This is a genomic window from Bacillus amyloliquefaciens DSM 7 = ATCC 23350 (assembly GCF_000196735.1).
GTDB lineage: Bacteria > Bacillota > Bacilli > Bacillales > Bacillaceae > Bacillus > Bacillus amyloliquefaciens.
Map to the genome: position 1 here is coordinate 925,001 of NC_014551.1, position 17,221 is coordinate 942,221.

The 17,221-nt window shown below is 47.2% G+C and carries 25 protein-coding genes; 24 read left to right on the forward strand and 1 reads right to left on the reverse strand.

Translation table 11 applies throughout. The annotated features are described in order from the left end of the window. The first annotated feature begins 110 nt into the window (after positions 1-110). The 17 genes from BAMF_RS25020 (at position 111) to BAMF_RS25100 (ending at position 10,647) form a co-directional block, all read left to right on the forward strand. Complete coding sequence (locus BAMF_RS25020) at positions 111-1,076, forward strand: tyrosine-type recombinase/integrase (RefSeq protein ID WP_013351505.1); 966 nt, start codon at positions 111-113, stop codon at positions 1,074-1,076. Positions 1,077-1,263: 187 nt separating this feature from the next. Beyond that, a complete protein-coding gene (locus BAMF_RS25025; protein WP_029974764.1) occupies positions 1,264-1,716 on the forward strand; it encodes a group I intron-associated PD-(D/E)XK endonuclease in 453 nt (150 codons plus the stop codon). After that, entirely contained in the window at positions 1,713-2,162 is a 450-nt protein-coding gene (locus BAMF_RS25030) for a group I intron-associated PD-(D/E)XK endonuclease (RefSeq protein WP_013351506.1), read from the forward strand. Before BAMF_RS25025 ends, BAMF_RS25030 begins: the two co-directional genes overlap by 4 nt. A 15-nt stretch (positions 2,163-2,177) precedes the next feature. Continuing rightward, positions 2,178-2,597, forward strand: a complete 420-nt coding sequence (locus tag BAMF_RS25035; RefSeq protein WP_041481620.1) for a helix-turn-helix domain-containing protein — start codon at positions 2,178-2,180, stop codon at positions 2,595-2,597. Positions 2,598-2,835: 238 nt separating this feature from the next. Further along, positions 2,836-3,159 carry a hypothetical protein gene (locus BAMF_RS25040; RefSeq protein ID WP_013351507.1) on the forward strand — a complete coding sequence of 108 codons (324 nt, stop codon included), beginning with the start codon at positions 2,836-2,838 and terminating at the stop codon, positions 3,157-3,159. A 35-nt stretch (positions 3,160-3,194) separates the two neighbouring features. Continuing rightward, a complete protein-coding gene (locus BAMF_RS25045) occupies positions 3,195-3,377 on the forward strand; it encodes a hypothetical protein (protein WP_232502498.1) in 183 nt (60 codons plus the stop codon). Continuing rightward, entirely contained in the window at positions 3,374-3,709 is a 336-nt protein-coding gene (locus tag BAMF_RS25050; protein ID WP_013351508.1) for a hypothetical protein, read from the forward strand. Before BAMF_RS25045 ends, BAMF_RS25050 begins: the two co-directional genes overlap by 4 nt. Next, complete coding sequence (locus tag BAMF_RS25055) at positions 3,709-3,954, forward strand: hypothetical protein (RefSeq protein WP_041481621.1); 246 nt, start codon at positions 3,709-3,711, stop codon at positions 3,952-3,954. The genes BAMF_RS25050 and BAMF_RS25055 overlap by 1 nt, the downstream gene beginning before the upstream one ends. A gap of 124 nt (positions 3,955-4,078) precedes the next feature. Further along, positions 4,079-4,321: a hypothetical protein gene (locus tag BAMF_RS41165; protein WP_127721081.1), complete on the forward strand. Its 243-nt coding sequence runs from the start codon at positions 4,079-4,081 to the stop codon at positions 4,319-4,321. Continuing rightward, entirely contained in the window at positions 4,269-4,676 is a 408-nt protein-coding gene (locus tag BAMF_RS25065) for a hypothetical protein (protein WP_013351510.1), read from the forward strand. Before BAMF_RS41165 ends, BAMF_RS25065 begins: the two co-directional genes overlap by 53 nt. A 27-nt stretch (positions 4,677-4,703) precedes the next feature. Beyond that, positions 4,704-5,738 (forward strand): hypothetical protein, encoded by a 1,035-nt coding sequence (locus BAMF_RS41785; protein WP_013351511.1) that lies wholly within the window; start codon positions 4,704-4,706, stop codon positions 5,736-5,738. 166 nt (positions 5,739-5,904) lie between these two features. After that, positions 5,905-6,084, forward strand: a complete 180-nt coding sequence (locus tag BAMF_RS25075) for a hypothetical protein (RefSeq protein WP_041056591.1) — start codon at positions 5,905-5,907, stop codon at positions 6,082-6,084. After that, positions 6,077-6,856, forward strand: a complete 780-nt coding sequence (locus BAMF_RS25080) for a P-loop NTPase family protein (protein ID WP_013351512.1) — start codon at positions 6,077-6,079, stop codon at positions 6,854-6,856. Before BAMF_RS25075 ends, BAMF_RS25080 begins: the two co-directional genes overlap by 8 nt. Then, entirely contained in the window at positions 6,853-7,380 is a 528-nt protein-coding gene (locus BAMF_RS25085) for a hypothetical protein (protein ID WP_013351513.1), read from the forward strand. The genes BAMF_RS25080 and BAMF_RS25085 overlap by 4 nt, the downstream gene beginning before the upstream one ends. Further along, positions 7,377-8,123: a hypothetical protein gene (locus tag BAMF_RS25090; protein ID WP_013351514.1), complete on the forward strand. Its 747-nt coding sequence runs from the start codon at positions 7,377-7,379 to the stop codon at positions 8,121-8,123. Before BAMF_RS25085 ends, BAMF_RS25090 begins: the two co-directional genes overlap by 4 nt. After that, positions 8,123-9,517, forward strand: a complete 1,395-nt coding sequence (locus BAMF_RS25095) for a DnaB-like helicase C-terminal domain-containing protein (protein ID WP_013351515.1) — start codon at positions 8,123-8,125, stop codon at positions 9,515-9,517. Before BAMF_RS25090 ends, BAMF_RS25095 begins: the two co-directional genes overlap by 1 nt. A gap of 134 nt (positions 9,518-9,651) precedes the next feature. Next, on the forward strand, positions 9,652-10,647 hold the full coding sequence (locus BAMF_RS25100; protein WP_013351516.1) for a toprim domain-containing protein: 996 nt from the start codon (positions 9,652-9,654) through the stop codon (positions 10,645-10,647). Positions 10,648-10,663: 16 nt separating this feature from the next. Here the strand turns inward: BAMF_RS25100 and BAMF_RS40605 are convergent, their stop codons facing one another. Further along, complete coding sequence (locus BAMF_RS40605; RefSeq protein WP_013351517.1) at positions 10,664-10,903, reverse strand: helix-turn-helix domain-containing protein; 240 nt, start codon at positions 10,901-10,903, stop codon at positions 10,664-10,666. 410 nt (positions 10,904-11,313) lie between these two features. On the opposite strand from BAMF_RS40605, the gene BAMF_RS25110 reads away from it, so the two are divergent. The 7 genes from BAMF_RS25110 to BAMF_RS41175 all read left to right on the forward strand — a co-directional run bounded on the left by BAMF_RS25110 (position 11,314) and on the right by BAMF_RS41175 (position 17,196). Further along, complete coding sequence (locus tag BAMF_RS25110; RefSeq protein ID WP_013351518.1) at positions 11,314-12,498, forward strand: AimR family lysis-lysogeny pheromone receptor; 1,185 nt, start codon at positions 11,314-11,316, stop codon at positions 12,496-12,498. 281 nt (positions 12,499-12,779) lie between these two features. Next, positions 12,780-13,307, forward strand: a complete 528-nt coding sequence (locus BAMF_RS25115) for a hypothetical protein (RefSeq protein WP_025851639.1) — start codon at positions 12,780-12,782, stop codon at positions 13,305-13,307. A gap of 300 nt (positions 13,308-13,607) precedes the next feature. Then, positions 13,608-14,126 carry a hypothetical protein gene (locus BAMF_RS25120; RefSeq protein ID WP_013351520.1) on the forward strand — a complete coding sequence of 173 codons (519 nt, stop codon included), beginning with the start codon at positions 13,608-13,610 and terminating at the stop codon, positions 14,124-14,126. Between the two features lie 237 nt (positions 14,127-14,363). Continuing rightward, positions 14,364-15,134: a hypothetical protein gene (locus BAMF_RS25125; protein WP_013351521.1), complete on the forward strand. Its 771-nt coding sequence runs from the start codon at positions 14,364-14,366 to the stop codon at positions 15,132-15,134. Positions 15,135-15,168: 34 nt separating this feature from the next. Continuing rightward, complete coding sequence (locus tag BAMF_RS25130) at positions 15,169-15,603, forward strand: hypothetical protein (protein ID WP_033575316.1); 435 nt, start codon at positions 15,169-15,171, stop codon at positions 15,601-15,603. Then, complete coding sequence (locus tag BAMF_RS40465; protein ID WP_013351523.1) at positions 15,604-16,866, forward strand: hypothetical protein; 1,263 nt, start codon at positions 15,604-15,606, stop codon at positions 16,864-16,866. A gap of 165 nt (positions 16,867-17,031) precedes the next feature. Further along, positions 17,032-17,196: a hypothetical protein gene (locus BAMF_RS41175; protein WP_157862697.1), complete on the forward strand. Its 165-nt coding sequence runs from the start codon at positions 17,032-17,034 to the stop codon at positions 17,194-17,196. Positions 17,197-17,221: the final 25 nt, after the last annotated feature.

Here is a 17,221-nt window from a genome sequence, read left to right on the forward strand (position 1 = left end):
ATACATTCCGGTGACATAAACGCTAATATGACGGGCGATCTACGCAATGTAGGTGGCTTTTTTGCGTTCGCATTCGTACGATTACGTTTATTTAACACAAAACGGAGGCGATGCGGTTGGCTAGGCGGTCAAATATAATAGCGGCAGTCCCGGAGACGGACAAGCCCGAAATTGAACTAACCGATTTTGAAACGGCATACAACGCATTCATACGAGAATGTAAAATTAAGAATCTTTCGGAACATACGCTTAAGTATTACCGGAACGAACTACTGTCATTTCGCTCGATGCTCGAGCAGCAGGGCGTATCGACTAGACCTGAAAAAATAACGCTACCGATATTGAAAGAGAACGTTATTGTGTACATGATGGATAAACTAGGAAGGAAAGAGACCTCGATCAATACGAGGCTTCGCGCTATTAGGGCGTTCTTTAATTTCCTCGAAAAGAACCGTATGATAGGCGATAATCCTGCGAAAGAACTTTCGTTGGTTAAACAGAAGAAAGAGGTAATTGAGACGTTCAGCCGTGAGCAACTTCGAGATATTCTACGGCAACCGGATCAGGGAACGTTTACAGGCTTTCGTGATTATACAATCATGTTATTACTCATCGAAACTGGTGTGCGTGTACGAGAACTGACTGATATAAGCGTCAAAGATATCCGTTGGGAGGATTCGCAAATATTGATTAATGGGAAGGGTTATAAAGAACGTCTCGTACCGATTCAATCGACTGTTAAAACACGGCTAAGAAAGTACGTTCAGATACGCGGAGATGTACCAAATGACGCTTTATTTGTTACGATAGACAATACCCCACTAACAACACGACAGGTTCAGAATCGACTTTCTAAGTATGGCCGTATGGCAAATATTAAGAATGTTCGGTGTTCTCCACATACATTCCGACACACCTTTGCAAAGATGTCTGTTCAAAACGGCGCAGATGTATTCGCACTTCAAGCCGTACTTGGGCATTCAAGTCTTGATATGGTTCGGAATTACGTGAATCTTTTCAGCAGGGATGTTATGGATGCGCATAAAAAATTCAGTCCAGTAGAAAAGTTATTTTAACCTCGTCTTTTAGGCGGGGTTATTTTTTTGTCCATTTTCCGGAGAGGATTCGCAGTTATAAATGACGGACGAAAAAGTTTCGTAATACATGTCGCAAAATTGATGGTAGCCTACCCGTTATAGAAGTGTAAGGCAAACAGATGTTAAGCCGGGGAGATAGCGACACACACACAGAGGAGGAATTCGAATGTTACCACAAATGAGAATCAACGGAGCCGCAGCCGAACTTTTCGTAAAGGGTGATTTACTTATGAAGAATTACGTACCATTTGAACCGGAGATAGACAATACGGAGTGTGATATTGCGGTAATTCAAAACGGAAATCTTGTGCGCATTCAAGTGAAAAGTGCTCGCTCCGAAGACCTCGAAAAAGTTAAATTCGATCTAACGCGATCAAGTGCAGCCTGTCGTTTCTACACAAAAGACGATTTCGATGTTTTAGCGTTATATGATTTCGCAACAAATAAGATCGCGTATATTGATTGGCGGAGTATTACACACAAACGAAGCATTACGTTGAGATACACAGATACACCCTGCAAAAACGGATTCGTTGGAGAAAATGGTCGGCTGTTCTTTGATGATTATCGAGAGCTTCCACAGATTATACGAAGTGTATCGAAGGAGATATCCGCATGAATAGCAGAGGAATGATCGGGTACGCATCAGAAAGACTAGTTGAATCAGATCTTCTTTTCCAAGGGATTGTCGTTTTAAATCCAAGCCAGCCAGATTTAGAGTACGATTTGGTTGCGCAAATTGGGAACGAAAATTTCAAAATACAGGTTAAAACAGGAAAGCGGAAAGATGACAAGGTTCTAGTAGCGGACATTAGAAAATCAGCAAGCCCACGTAACCCATATAAAAAACTGCACTATACAAAAGACGATGTAGACATTTTTGCGATTACAGATCCGGAAACGAGAAGGGTAGCCTATTATCCTGCGGGCGAAGTCAGTCGAGAAATAACTTTCCGTTTTGAAAAGCGAAAATGCAGAAACGGGTATGCTGAGAGGTTGTTCAATGATTTTACAGATATTAAAGCTGCCATAGAAAAACTGTTTTCGCTGCAGAGAATATCCTAGACGGGGTGATTACGAATGACCGACGAACATCAGCGTCTCGTATCCGTCGAATCTCAATCGGAATACAACGTCACGTCCGGCAAGGCCGAAACGCGCATCTTCGTTAAGATGTACGTCGACGCCGTCAAGAAAGGCCTTATAGCGGATATCGGGGCGGAGCGTTGGCAGACTCTTTGCGTACTGTCTTCGTTCATGAACGCTAATGGCGAATGTTACCCGACGCAAGATCAGATAGCCAGCGCGCTAAATCTCAGTCGGGCTGCGGCGAACAGGCGGATCAAAGCGCTGTGCGAATATCGGTGGCAAGAGCGGCCGTTAGTCGTAAAGCAGAAGGCGCGGGACCCGAAGACGCAGCGATGGGATAACGCAAGATATACGATCATGCCGATCAGCCAGCTCGCGATATTCGATGGAGATACGGAGGAGCTTACGTAGCCATGTGACGCCGAGCCATACACGGCGGACCCATACACGGCTCGACTTTACACTAACTAGAACCATCTTTTAACTAGAGCCATTAATAACTAGATAAATAATAGCGCTCAATTAAAAACCTTTCGCGCAGATACTTATTAATTAATAGAATCTTATCGCGATAAATATTATCTGCAAGAGTGAGCGAAAGCGAACGATTGCTATGTCTTATTAAATAACGAAAGGAGTAACGATAACCATGACGATTAACATTCCGGTATCACCCGATTATCAACTCACGTCAGACGAACGCAATATCATCGTAAAGGAGCGCTACTTCAGCGACCCGACGAAAGCGCCGAACTGGGCGAAGCGACTCGCCGAAAATCCGGACGCCGACCCAACGCCGCAGGAAAAGTGGCGCGAGGTAGCGTTTCACTCGACGGTCGAACGCGCGCTGATGGACGTAATGAACCGACGGTTGAGGTCTTCGGATGCGACATCGCTGGCGGAATTAGCACGATTAATACGGGAATTCCGCGGCGAATTAGCGGCGTTACTGACGGTCGAGGGTATTCGGTAGGGTAGACGATAAAACGGCGGAGAGGCGGCGAAAACATGACAGAAGAAGTTAAACGATTGCGTTGTGCTGTGGCGGATTTGATTGGCGAGAATGAGCGGTTGACGGCGGCGTTGAGGGTGATCGAAATAAAGTCGCAGTTGCCCGAAGAAAGCGTCGATTTGGTTCCGGTTACTGCGTTATATGAAATTAATTTACACGCAAAGGAGGCGCTAAAATGAAGCCGACAATCACGAAGGAACAGGCGAAGGAATTAGAAGCGTATCGTCGATCCGGCGATCTCGATATACATATCCTTGAGGCGGCTTGTGACGAGGTTATAGGCGGTAAGCTTGCGAAACTAGACATTCTAACGCTTGCGGCCGCATTGGTCAACGGATACGAAGTCAAAAAGACGCCGGAGGAAAAGTTGCGGGAGTATTACGAAAGTCTGTGGTCGGACTATTGCGACTCAGACGATCCGTTTATCGAAGTGGCATGTGAATCCGCAAGGGCTGCGGTAAAAGAGACGTTAAACCTTCTCGGAATCAAAATCGAAGGAGTGAACGATTGATGCTCCGCCTGGATCGCGCCGTTGTCCGGTTGATCGGTACGTCGTATAAAGAAGCGTCCGAGTTAATCGCAAAGGGCGGCGTAATAATAAACGGACGTGTAGATTCAAGGCCGTGGAGATTCTTAAATAGCGGATATTACTTCGTTAAGGTTCACGGACACGGACGTTATAAATTTGCGGTAAAGGGCGGAAATCTTACGAAAATAAAACGAAAGGTTGGCGTTAAGTATGAATCGGTTGAATAAGGAACAGCTCGAAGAAATCCGTAAGCGCGCGGAAGCGGTTGGGGATGCGCGGTGGTTTGTTTCGGATAGAACAGACGTGTCCTACGAATATCCACCGGGATCTTGTGAAGTTCATTCGGTTTGTATGACTAGCGGAGATGTATACGCAGACTTCATCGCAAACGCACGCCAAGACATTCCAGCGCTACTCGATCACATTGCGGAGCTTGAGGCGGAATTAAAAGCCGCGTGTTACGCTCCTCCGAAAGCCGACCGAAAAGAACAATTACGAAGATTCATCGGAAGTGGTTCGATAGGTTCTATTTCCTTAACGGATGTACTACGTGAATATAAGTACGAAGGAAGTGACGAAGATGACAACGTATGAATCAAAGCCGGTCGCCAAGTGGAACACGCGCGATTTCCAGGCGTACCTCAAAGCGGAGCACGAACGGCTCTACGGTGTCCCGTACGTACCTTTTCGTGGCTACCAAGCCGAAGCGGGCATGCTCGGACGATGGGTCGGCACTAAACGCAAGCCAGGCGTGTATGGGCCGGAATTAACGAAGCGCTTCATCGATCTGTGCTTCGCGGAATATAAACCGTCGCTTGAATATCCGGGCTTGAGCTTCGGATTTATGCAGACGTTCATGGGGCGAAATTTACAGAGGGCGGCGAGCGGTCTGGCAGCCGAACAGCAAAGAGCCGAACGCAATGAAGGCGTAGATAATACGTGGTTTTGACGTAAATTAACGAGGAGGGATTGCGGAATGGTAACGAAAAAATATGTGCGGATTAAGAAGGCGAAAAGTTCCGATCTAGCTTACTCTGTCTATATCGGAAGAGTGTTTACCGTAATCGACGAAAATGAAAACGAGTATATCTTACATTCCGTGAATGTATTAAAAGAAGACGCAGAACTCATCGTCACAGAAAAGCGGAAGGCGGCGGTTGGTGAGCGTGTGCTATTAACTGCACCGACTAATACGAAAGGTAAGTATCTAGTGGGCGATGTATTTACCGTAAGAGAATCCGGAGAAACCGGCGTACGAGTAGATGAAAACGAATTTATGACGCTATGGCACAAAGAATACGAAGTCATCGTCAATAGCGAAGTTAAAAACGAGGAGGCTGACGAAATGAAAATCGATTTGAACGCAATGGGATACGATGAGTTACTAGCGCATGGTGATGCGGTAATGGAGGCGATTAAAAAGCGCACATTTCAAGAAGGATTTCAAGCGGCTAAACAAGTTCAGCGAAAGTTGGCGAAAATGAAGACGTCTATTAATACCCAAGCACGCCGTGATGAAATCGTTGAGCAGGCGAAAGCGGACGTTGAGAAACTGGCGAATAAATACGGTTACTACTACGCTTATGGACGGAATACGAAAGCGGAATTTATCGTAAATTGCGAGAAAAGAACCGTAGTCACAATTTTACGGTGGATAGCGGATGGTCAAATCGTAGCGCGAGGAATCGCCAAAGCCGCACCGTCCGACTGCTTCAACGTTCATATTGGTCGTGCGATCGCGCTAAGACGTGCGCTAGGCCTGACGGTGCCAGACGAATACTTGAACGCTCCGCAGCCGACTGAGGTTCGTGTGGGGGACGTTGTTCGCGGCAAGTACGCGGATTACTACTACCAGTTATGCCGTGAAGGCGAACTCGGCGATGACAGTTACGAAGCAAAGATTAGAGAAATTGCGGATGGTAAATACCGATATGTCGGCGGAGGTTACGATTTTATAGATAACGCTGACCTAACGATTATCGACGACTCACGCGAAGAGGTGTGCGAATGAACGTAAAATATACGATGAGTCAGGCGGAAATAGTCGAAGCTATGGTCGAGTGGTTAAATCGAAAGGGTTACACGGCTACTGGCGGAAAATTCATATGTAACTCGTGGGATCAGAAGGTTAGAGCGGAGTTTACCCTGCGAAAGAATTAACGAAAGGAGGCGCGTGAGTGACGTACCATAGACGCTTGAAAACAACGGTGTTTAAAAAGTATAGCGGGTACGATTGGACTTACGACGCAATGTATCCGGAACCCCGGGTAAAGGGTGCAGATAAGCGGATGCGCTCGAAGCATGAGAGAACGATAAGAAAACGAATTGATCGGAAGGAGGTCCGCGAATATGACTAACGAAAATACTTGCGTACTCGCTGACGGATGTAAAGCGGCCGGGACCGACGCATGTACGCGGCACTGTACGCATTTTATCGCGATGCACGGCGCATCGGGCGGAGGAGGACGATCAGCGGCGGCAGGGCTTCCGAAAGAGTACCGGCTTGTCACGCTGAAGAATTCGCCGGCTCGCGCTGACCAATCCGAAGCTTATAAGGCGGCCGAGGCTTATGCGGCATCCTTTGCGCGGCAGTTCGAACAGAGCGGACCGGTTGCGCCGGCCGACCGCATCAAAGACCTATATCTGTTCAGCGAATCGCCGGGCACCGGAAAGACGACGACGGCCGCCGCACTTCTTAACGAATGGCTGCGCGTCCATTATAGCGGCTCCCTGCGGCGTGGCCTCGATCCGTTGCAGCGGCCGGCGTATTTCCTCGACGTAAATGCGTGGCAGAACGACTATAACGAATTCAACCGTCCGCGTGTTCCGGATTCAGTCGCAGAGCCGGCGGCGGCCCGGTACTATCGCGCGCTTGAGGCCGCAAAGAAGGCGCCATTTGCCGTGCTGGACGATATAGGGGTACGCGATGCAACGGACGGCTTCCGCGGCGATTTGCATACCGTTATTAACGCAAGAATAACGAATCAGCTACCGACGATCTACACGAGCAACATTGCGCTCGATCAGCTTTGGCAAGTATTCGGTGAGCGACGTCTTGCCGATCGGGTGGGCGACCTATGCCGCGAGATTGAATTCGTAGGCGAATCGAAAAGGGGGATGCGTAGATGAAAACGGAATTCACCTTCGGAGATATCGTCTCGGTTGCCGGGTACGAAAATCGGATATTCTACGTCGAGGCTTGGCGCGAAGTAAAGGAAACCGATGAGTGGGGCGTAAGTGAATACGTCGAGTTCGAGCTGACCGACGCCATAAACGGTGAATTCCTCGACGCGTTCGAAACGGATCTGCGGCTAGTATGTCGGAAACAGTTCGCGGAAGATTACCTTTTAGAGTACGACGAGACGAATTATCCGGAGCCGTCGGGCGCGGCGTTTCATTTTGCGGATGATTATTCTTTCGGAATAGGCTACGCGAAAAAGGAGGCGGTTGGGAGGGCGAAAGGGCCGATGGAAACGCCGAAGACGGCGCGGGTATTAAGTGCGCAGGAAGTTGCGAAACGCAAACGGAAGACTGACGAGTTGCTGGACGAATACAACGATAACATGCGCCTATACGAGACGTTTGGGGATGTGGAGTATAAAGCGAAGGCTGACGGTGTAATGGCGAAATTGAGACGGGAGGCGAGCGAATGAGAGGTAGGACTCCTAAAGTGATTATTTATGTCGACACGGATGGAGTCGCTTGTGTTTGTAGGATTTGCAACGCATGTAAAGAGATGAAGTCTCTTGAATCTTTTTCGCGTCAGAATAACGGTTTTATGGGCAGGGTCTCTAGGTGCAAAGAATGTATTAAACCTATCTCAAGAGCTTTTTATAAACGTAATCCAAACTACCGAAAAGATCATTACAGAAGAAATAAGAATGTGATAGCCCGAAAAAGAGAAATAAGAAATGGCTTAGAGCGATCCCTGCCAATGAAGATTAGGGTTAAAACATTTGAAGAAAGATCGAAAAAAATTATATCCTGTCAGATAAGCGGCACTAAGGAAGATGTTGTCGTAGATCACTTCATCGCGATAGGCGTGGGGCACGGTGGAACGTATGTTGGAAATTTAGTCTTTCTGAGCAGAGATCTTAATAGTTATAAAGGCGCTATTAATCCTTTTGAGTGGGCTAAATCTTTATGTGAGGAGGCTCAGAAAAAATTCGATAACGTTGCCAGTGATCTGGCATTAATAAACGGTTTAACGCCTAGTGAATTCGAAAAGTACGTGACGTGGTGCTATGAAAACCCAAGGGATTTAGTAGAGGGTAAGGCTGACCAGAGAAGTTCTATTGAACTGTGGAGAGAAAGAACAGGACTTCTGTTTCCGCTTCCAAAGTTTGTATATGAACGTAACATCAAAATTCAAGAAAAGAAACGGAGGAGATCTTGATGCAGTATGGAACTTTGCTAATATCGAAAGCCATCGAAGCGAACGATCCGAACGCCCTTCTGCGCTTCAATGTTTCCGAAGCCGACTTCCAAACGCAGGGCGAACGCAAGGCCTTCCGGTACGTTATGGATTACGCGGAGAAACACCGAGGCCAAGCGCCGACTGCCGAGATGGTTGCGAATGAGGTACCGGAATTCCAGCCGGATTTTAATATCGAAGCCAGTTACGATTACCTTGCGAAAAACCTCAAGGACCGGGCAGCCGAGCGCGAATTTATCGAGCTGATGAACGGACGTATTGATCCGGAAACCAATCGCCAAGTTCAGGAGCCGCAGCTCGAAAAACGATTTATTGAAGCGCAAAAAAGCGGAGATATGGGAAAATTCTTCGAGTGGTTGACGGGGCAGGCCGAAAGTCTTAAAATGAGAACAAGCGTTCGAAATTCGGTCGGGACGGATATCAAACGGGACATCGACAAGTTTAAAGCGGAATATGAAAACCGTAAGGCCGGCGAGTCCTTTCGGATCTGGCGCAGCAAATTCGATTTTGTTAATAAGGCAATGGGCGGCTACGTTTCGTCGAACGTGTACGTGATCTACGGAAAGTCGGGCCGGGGTAAATCGGCCGTATCGTTAGAAGAGGTCACTAACTGTGCGATGCAGGGGGCGAACGTTCTGATTTGGTCGATGGAAATGGGCTGGTACGAAGTGTTGGTGCGTCTGTACGTATCGATTTCCGGAACCATGGGCGTTACGACTGCGACTTTGGACGGCGTCGATATGGAAGCCGGCTTCAATTCTCGCGACGTACGTCAGGGCAAACTATCCGACGAGTTCGAGGCGGGTTTTATGGAATTCCTTGATCGTCTTAACGAAATCATTCCGGGAAACATTACGGTGCGAGCTGTCGACGACGAAGACTTCGGCTCAAGAACCCTGCGCGATCTAAAATCGGACATTATCGAAACGAAAGCCGACGTCGTGCTTGTAGATCCGTTTTATTACCTCGACTACGAAGCCAATACGTCAAAGACGGCAGGCGGAGACGCGGCTAATACTTCGCAAAAACTGCGCCGTCTGGCCGGGCATACGAAAACGACGATCTTTGCGCTCACACAGGCAGATGAGGATGACGAGAAAGAAACGGAAGACGGAGCGCGCGAGCTTAAGCTGCCGCAGCGTAAGGACGTCAAGAAAACGAAAGCCCTGCTCGAAGATGCTGCGTTATTGATCGCAGTTGATACGAACGCGAAAGAAGGCCGCGGCTTGATCGGATTGAACAAAGGGCGCGACGGCGGCGAAGGGGAAGTCGCAGAGATCATCTATTTGCCGCAAATCGGCGTAGTAAAACAGCCGGAAATGGGCGCCGGGGCTGCGGACGTGTTCGAGTTTTAGATCGTTTGGAATTTACCGGATGATATTGTCAACAATTACATCTAAATTTTTGAATAGTTTCGACAAATTGCGACTGTAATTTTCGTAACAATGTCGTAATATAATTTACAAGTCTCGAAAGGAAGTGTCTCGAATTGCCGATATTAAATTTGGGTGGACGTTCTGTAGACGTCGACATTCGGTATGAACTCGAACAATTCGACTGGACCCGGCCGACGTGGGGCGGCGAACGCCTGCTGGCCGCCAGTCCATTCAGATACGATCGGACTCCGAGCTTTTACGTATACCTCGAAGACACAGTGTCGGCAAAAGCCGGCTATTGGGGCGACTCAGGCGCCTATGACGAAGAGTTTGCGCGGGGCGGGTTCGTTAAACTGCTCGCTTTCCTGCGCGGCGAAACCGAAGACGACGCAATCGATTACTTATTGGAAACGTATGCACCGGCGGCTGAAGGCGGACGTATGGCGCTGCGGCTCCCGAAATTAAAAGCCGTCACGAAGCCGGAGCCTTTAGCGGAATCGGTCCTCGCGGACACGGCGCCAGGGGCTAACGCTTACCTGACGGGCCGGGGCATTGCGACCGCAGTACAAGAAGAGGCCGGCGTATCACTTGCCGGTAACGCAGTCGCGATCCCTTGGCGGCTTCCTAACGGCCGGCTGGCAAACGTTAAGTATAGGGCAACGAAGGGGAAGGCGTTCTGGTACGTAAAAGGCGGCTTGCCTATCCGGTATTTAGTTTACGGAATGGATCTCGTATATGCGCAGCGGATTAAAAGCGCGGTGATATGCGAGGCGGAAATCGATGCCATGGCGTGGCGGTCTGCGGGTGTACCGGCGATCGGAACCGGAGGCAGCACATTTAATTTACAGAAGGCGGACATAATTGCGCAGTCACCTATCGAATATTTAACGGTGGTTACAGATAACGACAAAGCTGGCGAAAAGTTACGGCGGGAGATTGAGCGTTATTTGAGCGGAAAGGTGCGGCTTGCGCACGGTTATATTACGGAGGTGAAAGACGCTGATGAACTACTTATAAAGCGCGGTACAGAAGCGTTGCAAGACGTGTATGATCGTGCGGAGGTCGTAAGAAATACTTTACGTTTATGTTCGGGAATTCCCGTACTTTAGGTCGGCGGAGGTTGTATTAACCCTCCGTGTTGCTGTCGGATACCTCAATCCATTCGTACAGATCTTCGGGCGCGCAACCGAGCATCATTGCGATATTGTAGGTTCGTTCGATGCTCGGCAGGTTCCGAAGGCTGACGTAATCGGACATTTGCGTTTTTGATACTCCGACCATTGCTGCGAGTTGACTGAGACTGATTCCGCGTTTCTTGCATAGTTCGGGTATCCGACATTTGCCGACCTTAAACGTAATAAACACCTCCGTACTACATCAGATAAGGTGTCACGGAGGAAATTATAGACTATTTCCGTTTAATTTTCCACATCGTCAGGTACAATTCGAACAACCTTCTCGATAGGAACCTCGAGAAATTGGCATATAACATCGATCGTACCTATGTACATAGTAGCGTTTTTAGTCATGTGCTGCTTCTTAATACTTGCCTGTGTGTCAGGAGAAATGCATTTTCTTAGGTGACTAGGCTTTAGTCCTCTTTCTTTTAAAGTCTGGTATAAGGGCGAAAAATCAACCATTTTAAATACTCCTTTTAAAAAATGTCGGCACTACTGAACAAAAAATGTAGACACTGCTGAACATTTATCGTATGATTCAATTATACTCTAAATTGAAAATAATTCAAGAAACGGCAGAAAGGGGGCTCTCCAAAATTGGAGGCGATAAGACGAGAACTTTGTGACTTCATCGAGGACCATGATATAAAGTATTCTCAGATAGCAAAAGAACTACGTGTTGATAAATCATCGATGACAAAATTTAAAAAAGATGGCACGATCGGCTTTAGGGCATTAGTAGTTATGGCGCACTTATTATTTCCAAAAGATCCAGACAGTAAGATTTCGAGCTGGTGCATACAGTTAGACGATACCTCTAAAGAGATGGTTAAACAAGCATTTGAGTATGCTGCGATAACCAGAAACACTAAGCTACTTGAACACTTAATTAATGAACATAAGGGGAAATATCATCTAAAATCGTATGTTTCTATGTATCGTACTATATTAAATTATATGGATATGAAAATATCGATTAAAGAGATGATTCAAGAAATGAACGAATTCAAGGCTTCAAAAGATAAAGAGCTTCACATACTAGCTGGAATTTACAAGTGTTATGGAAATTACAGTTTGGGGGAGTACTTCCTCGTGATTTCTGAGGCGATGGAAATTGGAAGAAGCATAAATAAAATGAATGATAAAAGAGAGCTATTTATAAAGGAGTGTTATATTCATAGGTTTGCGGAAATGATAGCTCCCACATATCTCAAATTAAATAATCTTAAAGGGGCGGCACATTACGCGAATATCATACTACAAGCTAATATATCTCCAAAATTAAAAGCAGATGCCACCTATCTTCTAGGAATGACCAAATTACTTCATAATCCAGACGAGTCAATTAAATATTTTGAAAAAAGTTATTCTCTAATGCGACTAACTGGTGTAGATTATCTCATAAATGACTCTTATAATAACTTAGTAATGGCAAAAGCGTATCAGTATAGAAGTGATACACAAAAGTTAAGTAAATACCTTGAAACTTTAGAGGAGGTGGTTTATTTAGAAGAAGGAGACAGTTTTTATGAGTGCTTAAAGATCTATGAAAAAGGGGGTGTTGATAATCTTCTTGAAGGCCATCGTAAATTCTTATATAAGTCAAACTTCTTTATTTCAGCGCTTATAGCTTCAGATCTACTCTCCACAGGCATACACCCTTATTTATTAGAAACATTGAGTAGTTACAAACACAACAAAAAGGAGATGTTTTATTTTGAAGAAGATTTTATTGAGTGTTTTAGTGATCGCAGCGTTTTTTTCAGCAGCCGGACAGCTTAAAGGGTTTGAATACGCAAGCAGTGATAAGACCTTCGGAACAGCTGAACTTCGCCCCGGAGGTTGATAATACAAGCAGAGCCTTCGGGCTCTTTTCTTTTTGTCTATACAAGAAGTTGACTAAATTTCCATAATATAAATATCGCAACTTTCCGAAAAAACAAACGAATTTTTGGTACGATATGGTCATAGAAGAAATTAATAAAAAGTTTTTAAAAAGAAATGTCGCAAAATCATTTACTGCCTACCCGTTATATAAGTGTAAGGCGAAAGGAGATATCAAATTGGAACAAAAACAATTTAATAGACTTCAGTTAGCAGCCGACAGTGGTGCGATTCCCTACGTAACTAAGGAAGCGGAACGAATCGCCCATCTAATTCCGGATTTTACCTCCTTTGAGCAGGAGTGCTATCAAGCGATCGGAAGGACGTTAGAAAATCTTGCGGAAAATGGACGCGAAAAAAAGGCGTTGATACAGCGCATTATTCGCGAAACCCGGCATAGATTTGTGAAGAATAGACGATCTAGGGACGAAATCGCAATCGAAGCAATTAACGAAGAAGGAACCGTTTGGGAGCCGGAAGACACTTTGGCGAGTGTTGAGGACGCGGTTTTGCTTAAAGAAAAAGTCGCCCTGTTGGCGCAGGACGACGAAAGAAAAAAACTTATTCTCGATACTTGGACTCGCGGATGTACAAACGATACGGAAGTTTCCACGTTGTTGGCGCAACGTTTTGGAGGAAATGCTCCGTCCCATCGAAAGTTTATCCAACGATTCCGATCAAACTGTCAACGCGAATTAACAGCTTAATATTTCTGTCGCAGCTAGGCCCGAAGGACTTTCGCTACGTCCTCATTGTATTGCATATTGTCAACGAATTCAAGAGAACAATTATGCGAACATGTCCTCGGCCTAGTGCGATTATCCTTAAAATAACGGAGGCTAACGTACTATGCATACATCGAATTTACCCACATTTAACGAATCTCAAACGCTTTTAGCGCTAGATGAGCGCAAACTAACCGATTTCATTTACCAAGGCGCATGGCCGCACGACGAAGATCCGGCCGACTATTTCCCGGCTACATCGATTAAGGCGGTGCGCGTCGGATGATTACCGCCGGTCAGGTCAAGTTTTCGCACCACGCACGCAAGCGCCTGAAGGAACGTTACAATATTACGAATTTACACGTAGCGCGTAAATGGATTGCGCAAAAGCTTCAGCACGTAAAGTATCTCGGGATCACCGTAGATTCTAACGGTAAGGAAGCGCGAATGTACGGCGGAAAAGGAGTCATTATACTCTTCGCGCTGAATAGCGATCATGTACTGACCGTTCATCCTTCCGAAAAGAATACGGCGATCCGATTTATCAACGAAGCGTATTACACGATGAAACAAAGCGTAGAGGCTGCGGTTCAAAATAACGAAAATTATGCCGCGGAACTTCACGAAGAAATAGCGCACCTGACGGCCGAGCTTAAACGAACGCGTTCAAAAGCGAAGAAGATGGCGTACCAAGCGCGAATCAATGCGGTTCAGATGCGGATTGACGAATTACCCGCTGAATCCTTCGAATTAAAACGCAGGCTTACAAAAGCGGCGAAAGGAGTTGCGGCGTATGTCTGATCTTTCGTGGGTGGGACCGATTGCCGCCGTCATCATCGGATTAATACTTTTCGGCATGTGGACGCAAATTGGCGAAGACGACGCATGCTAGGCGCGTCGCGTCCTCGGAGAATGCCGGGGCGGCCGTTAGGTAATCCGTGTCGCGTCGCTACTGCCAAGCGCTGGCGGCGTTTCGGGCGCAGATACCGGCATTTTGCGAGGGCGAAAAGCCTTAATAAAAACGTAGGGGGAAAACGAATGAGCATTCGAGATATCTTAAAGAAACGTGAAGAGGAACGGGATAAAGCGTCAAGTGGCGAAAGTGAATTCCCGGAAGGTGTTACGCGATATGTTCGCGTTGGAAGCTATGGAGAAATCAACAAAGACGGCCGCAACTTAGTCATTCTCGCGCAGCCTGACGATTGGTACATCTACTTTGTTCACGAAAATAAAGAATACACGGGGAAAGGTTATGATCACAAATTCCGCAAACACACATGCCTGCACTCTCCACACGATAAAGTAGGCACGGAAGAATTACAGCAGTATTTCCGTCCCGGTAAGGATGAATGCATTTCGTGCAAAGCTGGAGCGCAACGTAAGATGTTTTTTATGATTCCGGTCTACGATCCGAAATATAAAACCTATCGCGTAATTGATATCGCTGAGTTCCACGCGAACAATTTAATCGACGACTATGACAAGGCCGAGAAACCTGCGAAGAAGATCCTTCCGGATTACACACTCGTAGGTCAGGCGGTTCACTTTAAACAGGCAGATAAAACGTACTCGTTGGAAACGGGTGATCTCCCTGACGAAGTCATTGAAGAAGCAAAAGCATTTATCGGCATCGATTACAAGTACGAAGAGCTCGCAAACTTTCGTGAAGAAAGCGACATTGTTAAGCTGCTACACGAAGCGAAAGACGGTGTTAAGAAATCTGTATTGCCTCCGTTAGAGGGCGGCAGTGCGACAGACTCTAACGAACCTGAGCCTTGGAAGCCTAGCGACGAAGAATTACCGTTCTAATCACGTACCAACCAAACGAAAAGGAGGCGCTTATATGGCGCATAAAGCAGAAGATACCGGCAAGTATTCGGAACTGATCGCACGTGCTGCGCTGCTGGCTAGCGGCTGGCAGGCGGTCAGTACGTCCGAAACGGAAGAAGCGTTCGATATTAGCGCAAAGTGTCCGTTGAGTGGCGAGTGGAAAACGTTTCAGGTGAAGACGATTTATGATCGAAAGAAGCGCGGCAGCCTCATCGTTCAGGCGCGGAAAAGCGACCGGACACCATATAAGCTCGATGAAGTCGATTACTTTATCGGCGTGCTTATCGGCCGTGGTCCGGTACCTACCGTGTGGATGTTCGAGAATCGCGAGCTTACCGAGTATTGGGGGCCGCAGTCGAAGGACGGCAAGCGGTGGGTACGGATGGATTTGAACTTTCGACGTGAAGACGTAGATCTTACGAAAATTAACGAATCGGAGGCGGTATAAATGGCGAAATTAAACGGCGTTAAGACACTCGATATGGTGAACGGTGAAATTACGAAGGTTTCGTATGGCGGTGCGGAATATGTGAAGGCGGAAGGTTTACCGAAGATGGGCGATTTGGTACTGGCCGACAAAGGCGGTTACGACATTACCTATGGCGCTTTCTACAAAATTACGGAGGATGCCGACCATGCGGACGACGTTAGATTCTTGGACGACGTGGATGATGAGCGGTTTAGAGATGACGACGATTACGTACTCTTCTGCAAAGTATCCGCTAGCACCGATCCGTCCTTAGAAGAACGCGTCAGCTCCGCGGAAGGCGAAATCGAATCGTTAAAATCCGACGTGGCTAAGTTGAAGGGTGAAGCGGGGTACGTACGGATTGACGCAGATGAGGCGAATGTGGGCGATTACGTTAAGTTCGATGATCCTCCGGACTACTTAACCGATGAGGAATATTACGAAATTGTTCGATTCGATAGTTATAGAGATCCTTGGATCACTGACGATGATGGAGACGAGTATGACGCTAGTAACCGTGACTTCGTATTCTACCGCAAAGTAAGCGCCGTAACCGCAGAAGCTGAGCCGAAGCCTGAGCGCCTGAAGGTCGGTGATTATGCGAAGGTGGTCCGTGAGGAATTCGGCCACCTGTTTGATACCGATGACATAATCGAGTTAATTGAGGCGGGAAACAACCCGAATTTTGAAGCGCGACGTCTCTTAGACGGAGAAGTTTGGTACGTCGCTGCATCGGAAGTTGTACGCGCCACTGACGAAGAAGTTGCCGAAGCTAAAGACGCAGCAGCACGCGCTAAATTCAAAAGAGGCGCTAAAGTGCGGTTGCTTTCAGGCGGCGGACCGTACCCTTTACGCGGGTTTGAGAACGGTAAGATTTACGAGGTTGGATATAATAACTTCGATCATCCTGAGGGTAAACGTATTCGAATCGTGGGCGATGCCGAGCGCTTCGGCTATGCAACGCCGGATCAGCTCGAAATTTTATCCGAAGAGGAAGTCGCCGAGATCGAACGCCAGCAAGTCGAAGAAGCGAAGTGGGCGAAGATCGGACGCAAGGTTGGCGAGTATAAGAAAGGTGATATCGCGAGAGTAGTAGACAATCAGTGTGCTGGACGTGTGGCAAACGGGGATATTATCGAAGTCCTCAAACAAGCATCTGGTGGGTCCATCGTGGATACAGTGCATGGATATTTTCTTAAAGTCGAACTCATTACGCCAGTCGAGGCGCGCTTTGACCGCTAAGCCGGCCTCCGTCTGCGCCGCATGTAACGCTAACCTTTACGAAGGGCGATCCGCAATTTACGATTCGCTCTTCGAGGTTTATGCGTGCGGGACGTCTTGCTGGTCGGAGTGGTATGCGGAGAACGAAGCGGAATATAAACGAAGATGGACGGGGGCGGTCGATTTATGAATCGGAAAAAAGAACGCGCGCTATCTTATGCGCTCGGGATATCAGTCGCATTCTCAGCGGGTCATGGCGCAAATGAATCGCCTTGGGCAACGTTGCCTATCGCGGCTATCGCTGTCATTGCGTTCGGTATTATGACCGTAGCAGATACAATCGAAAAGTAACCCGCAATTACTTCGCGAGGAAGGA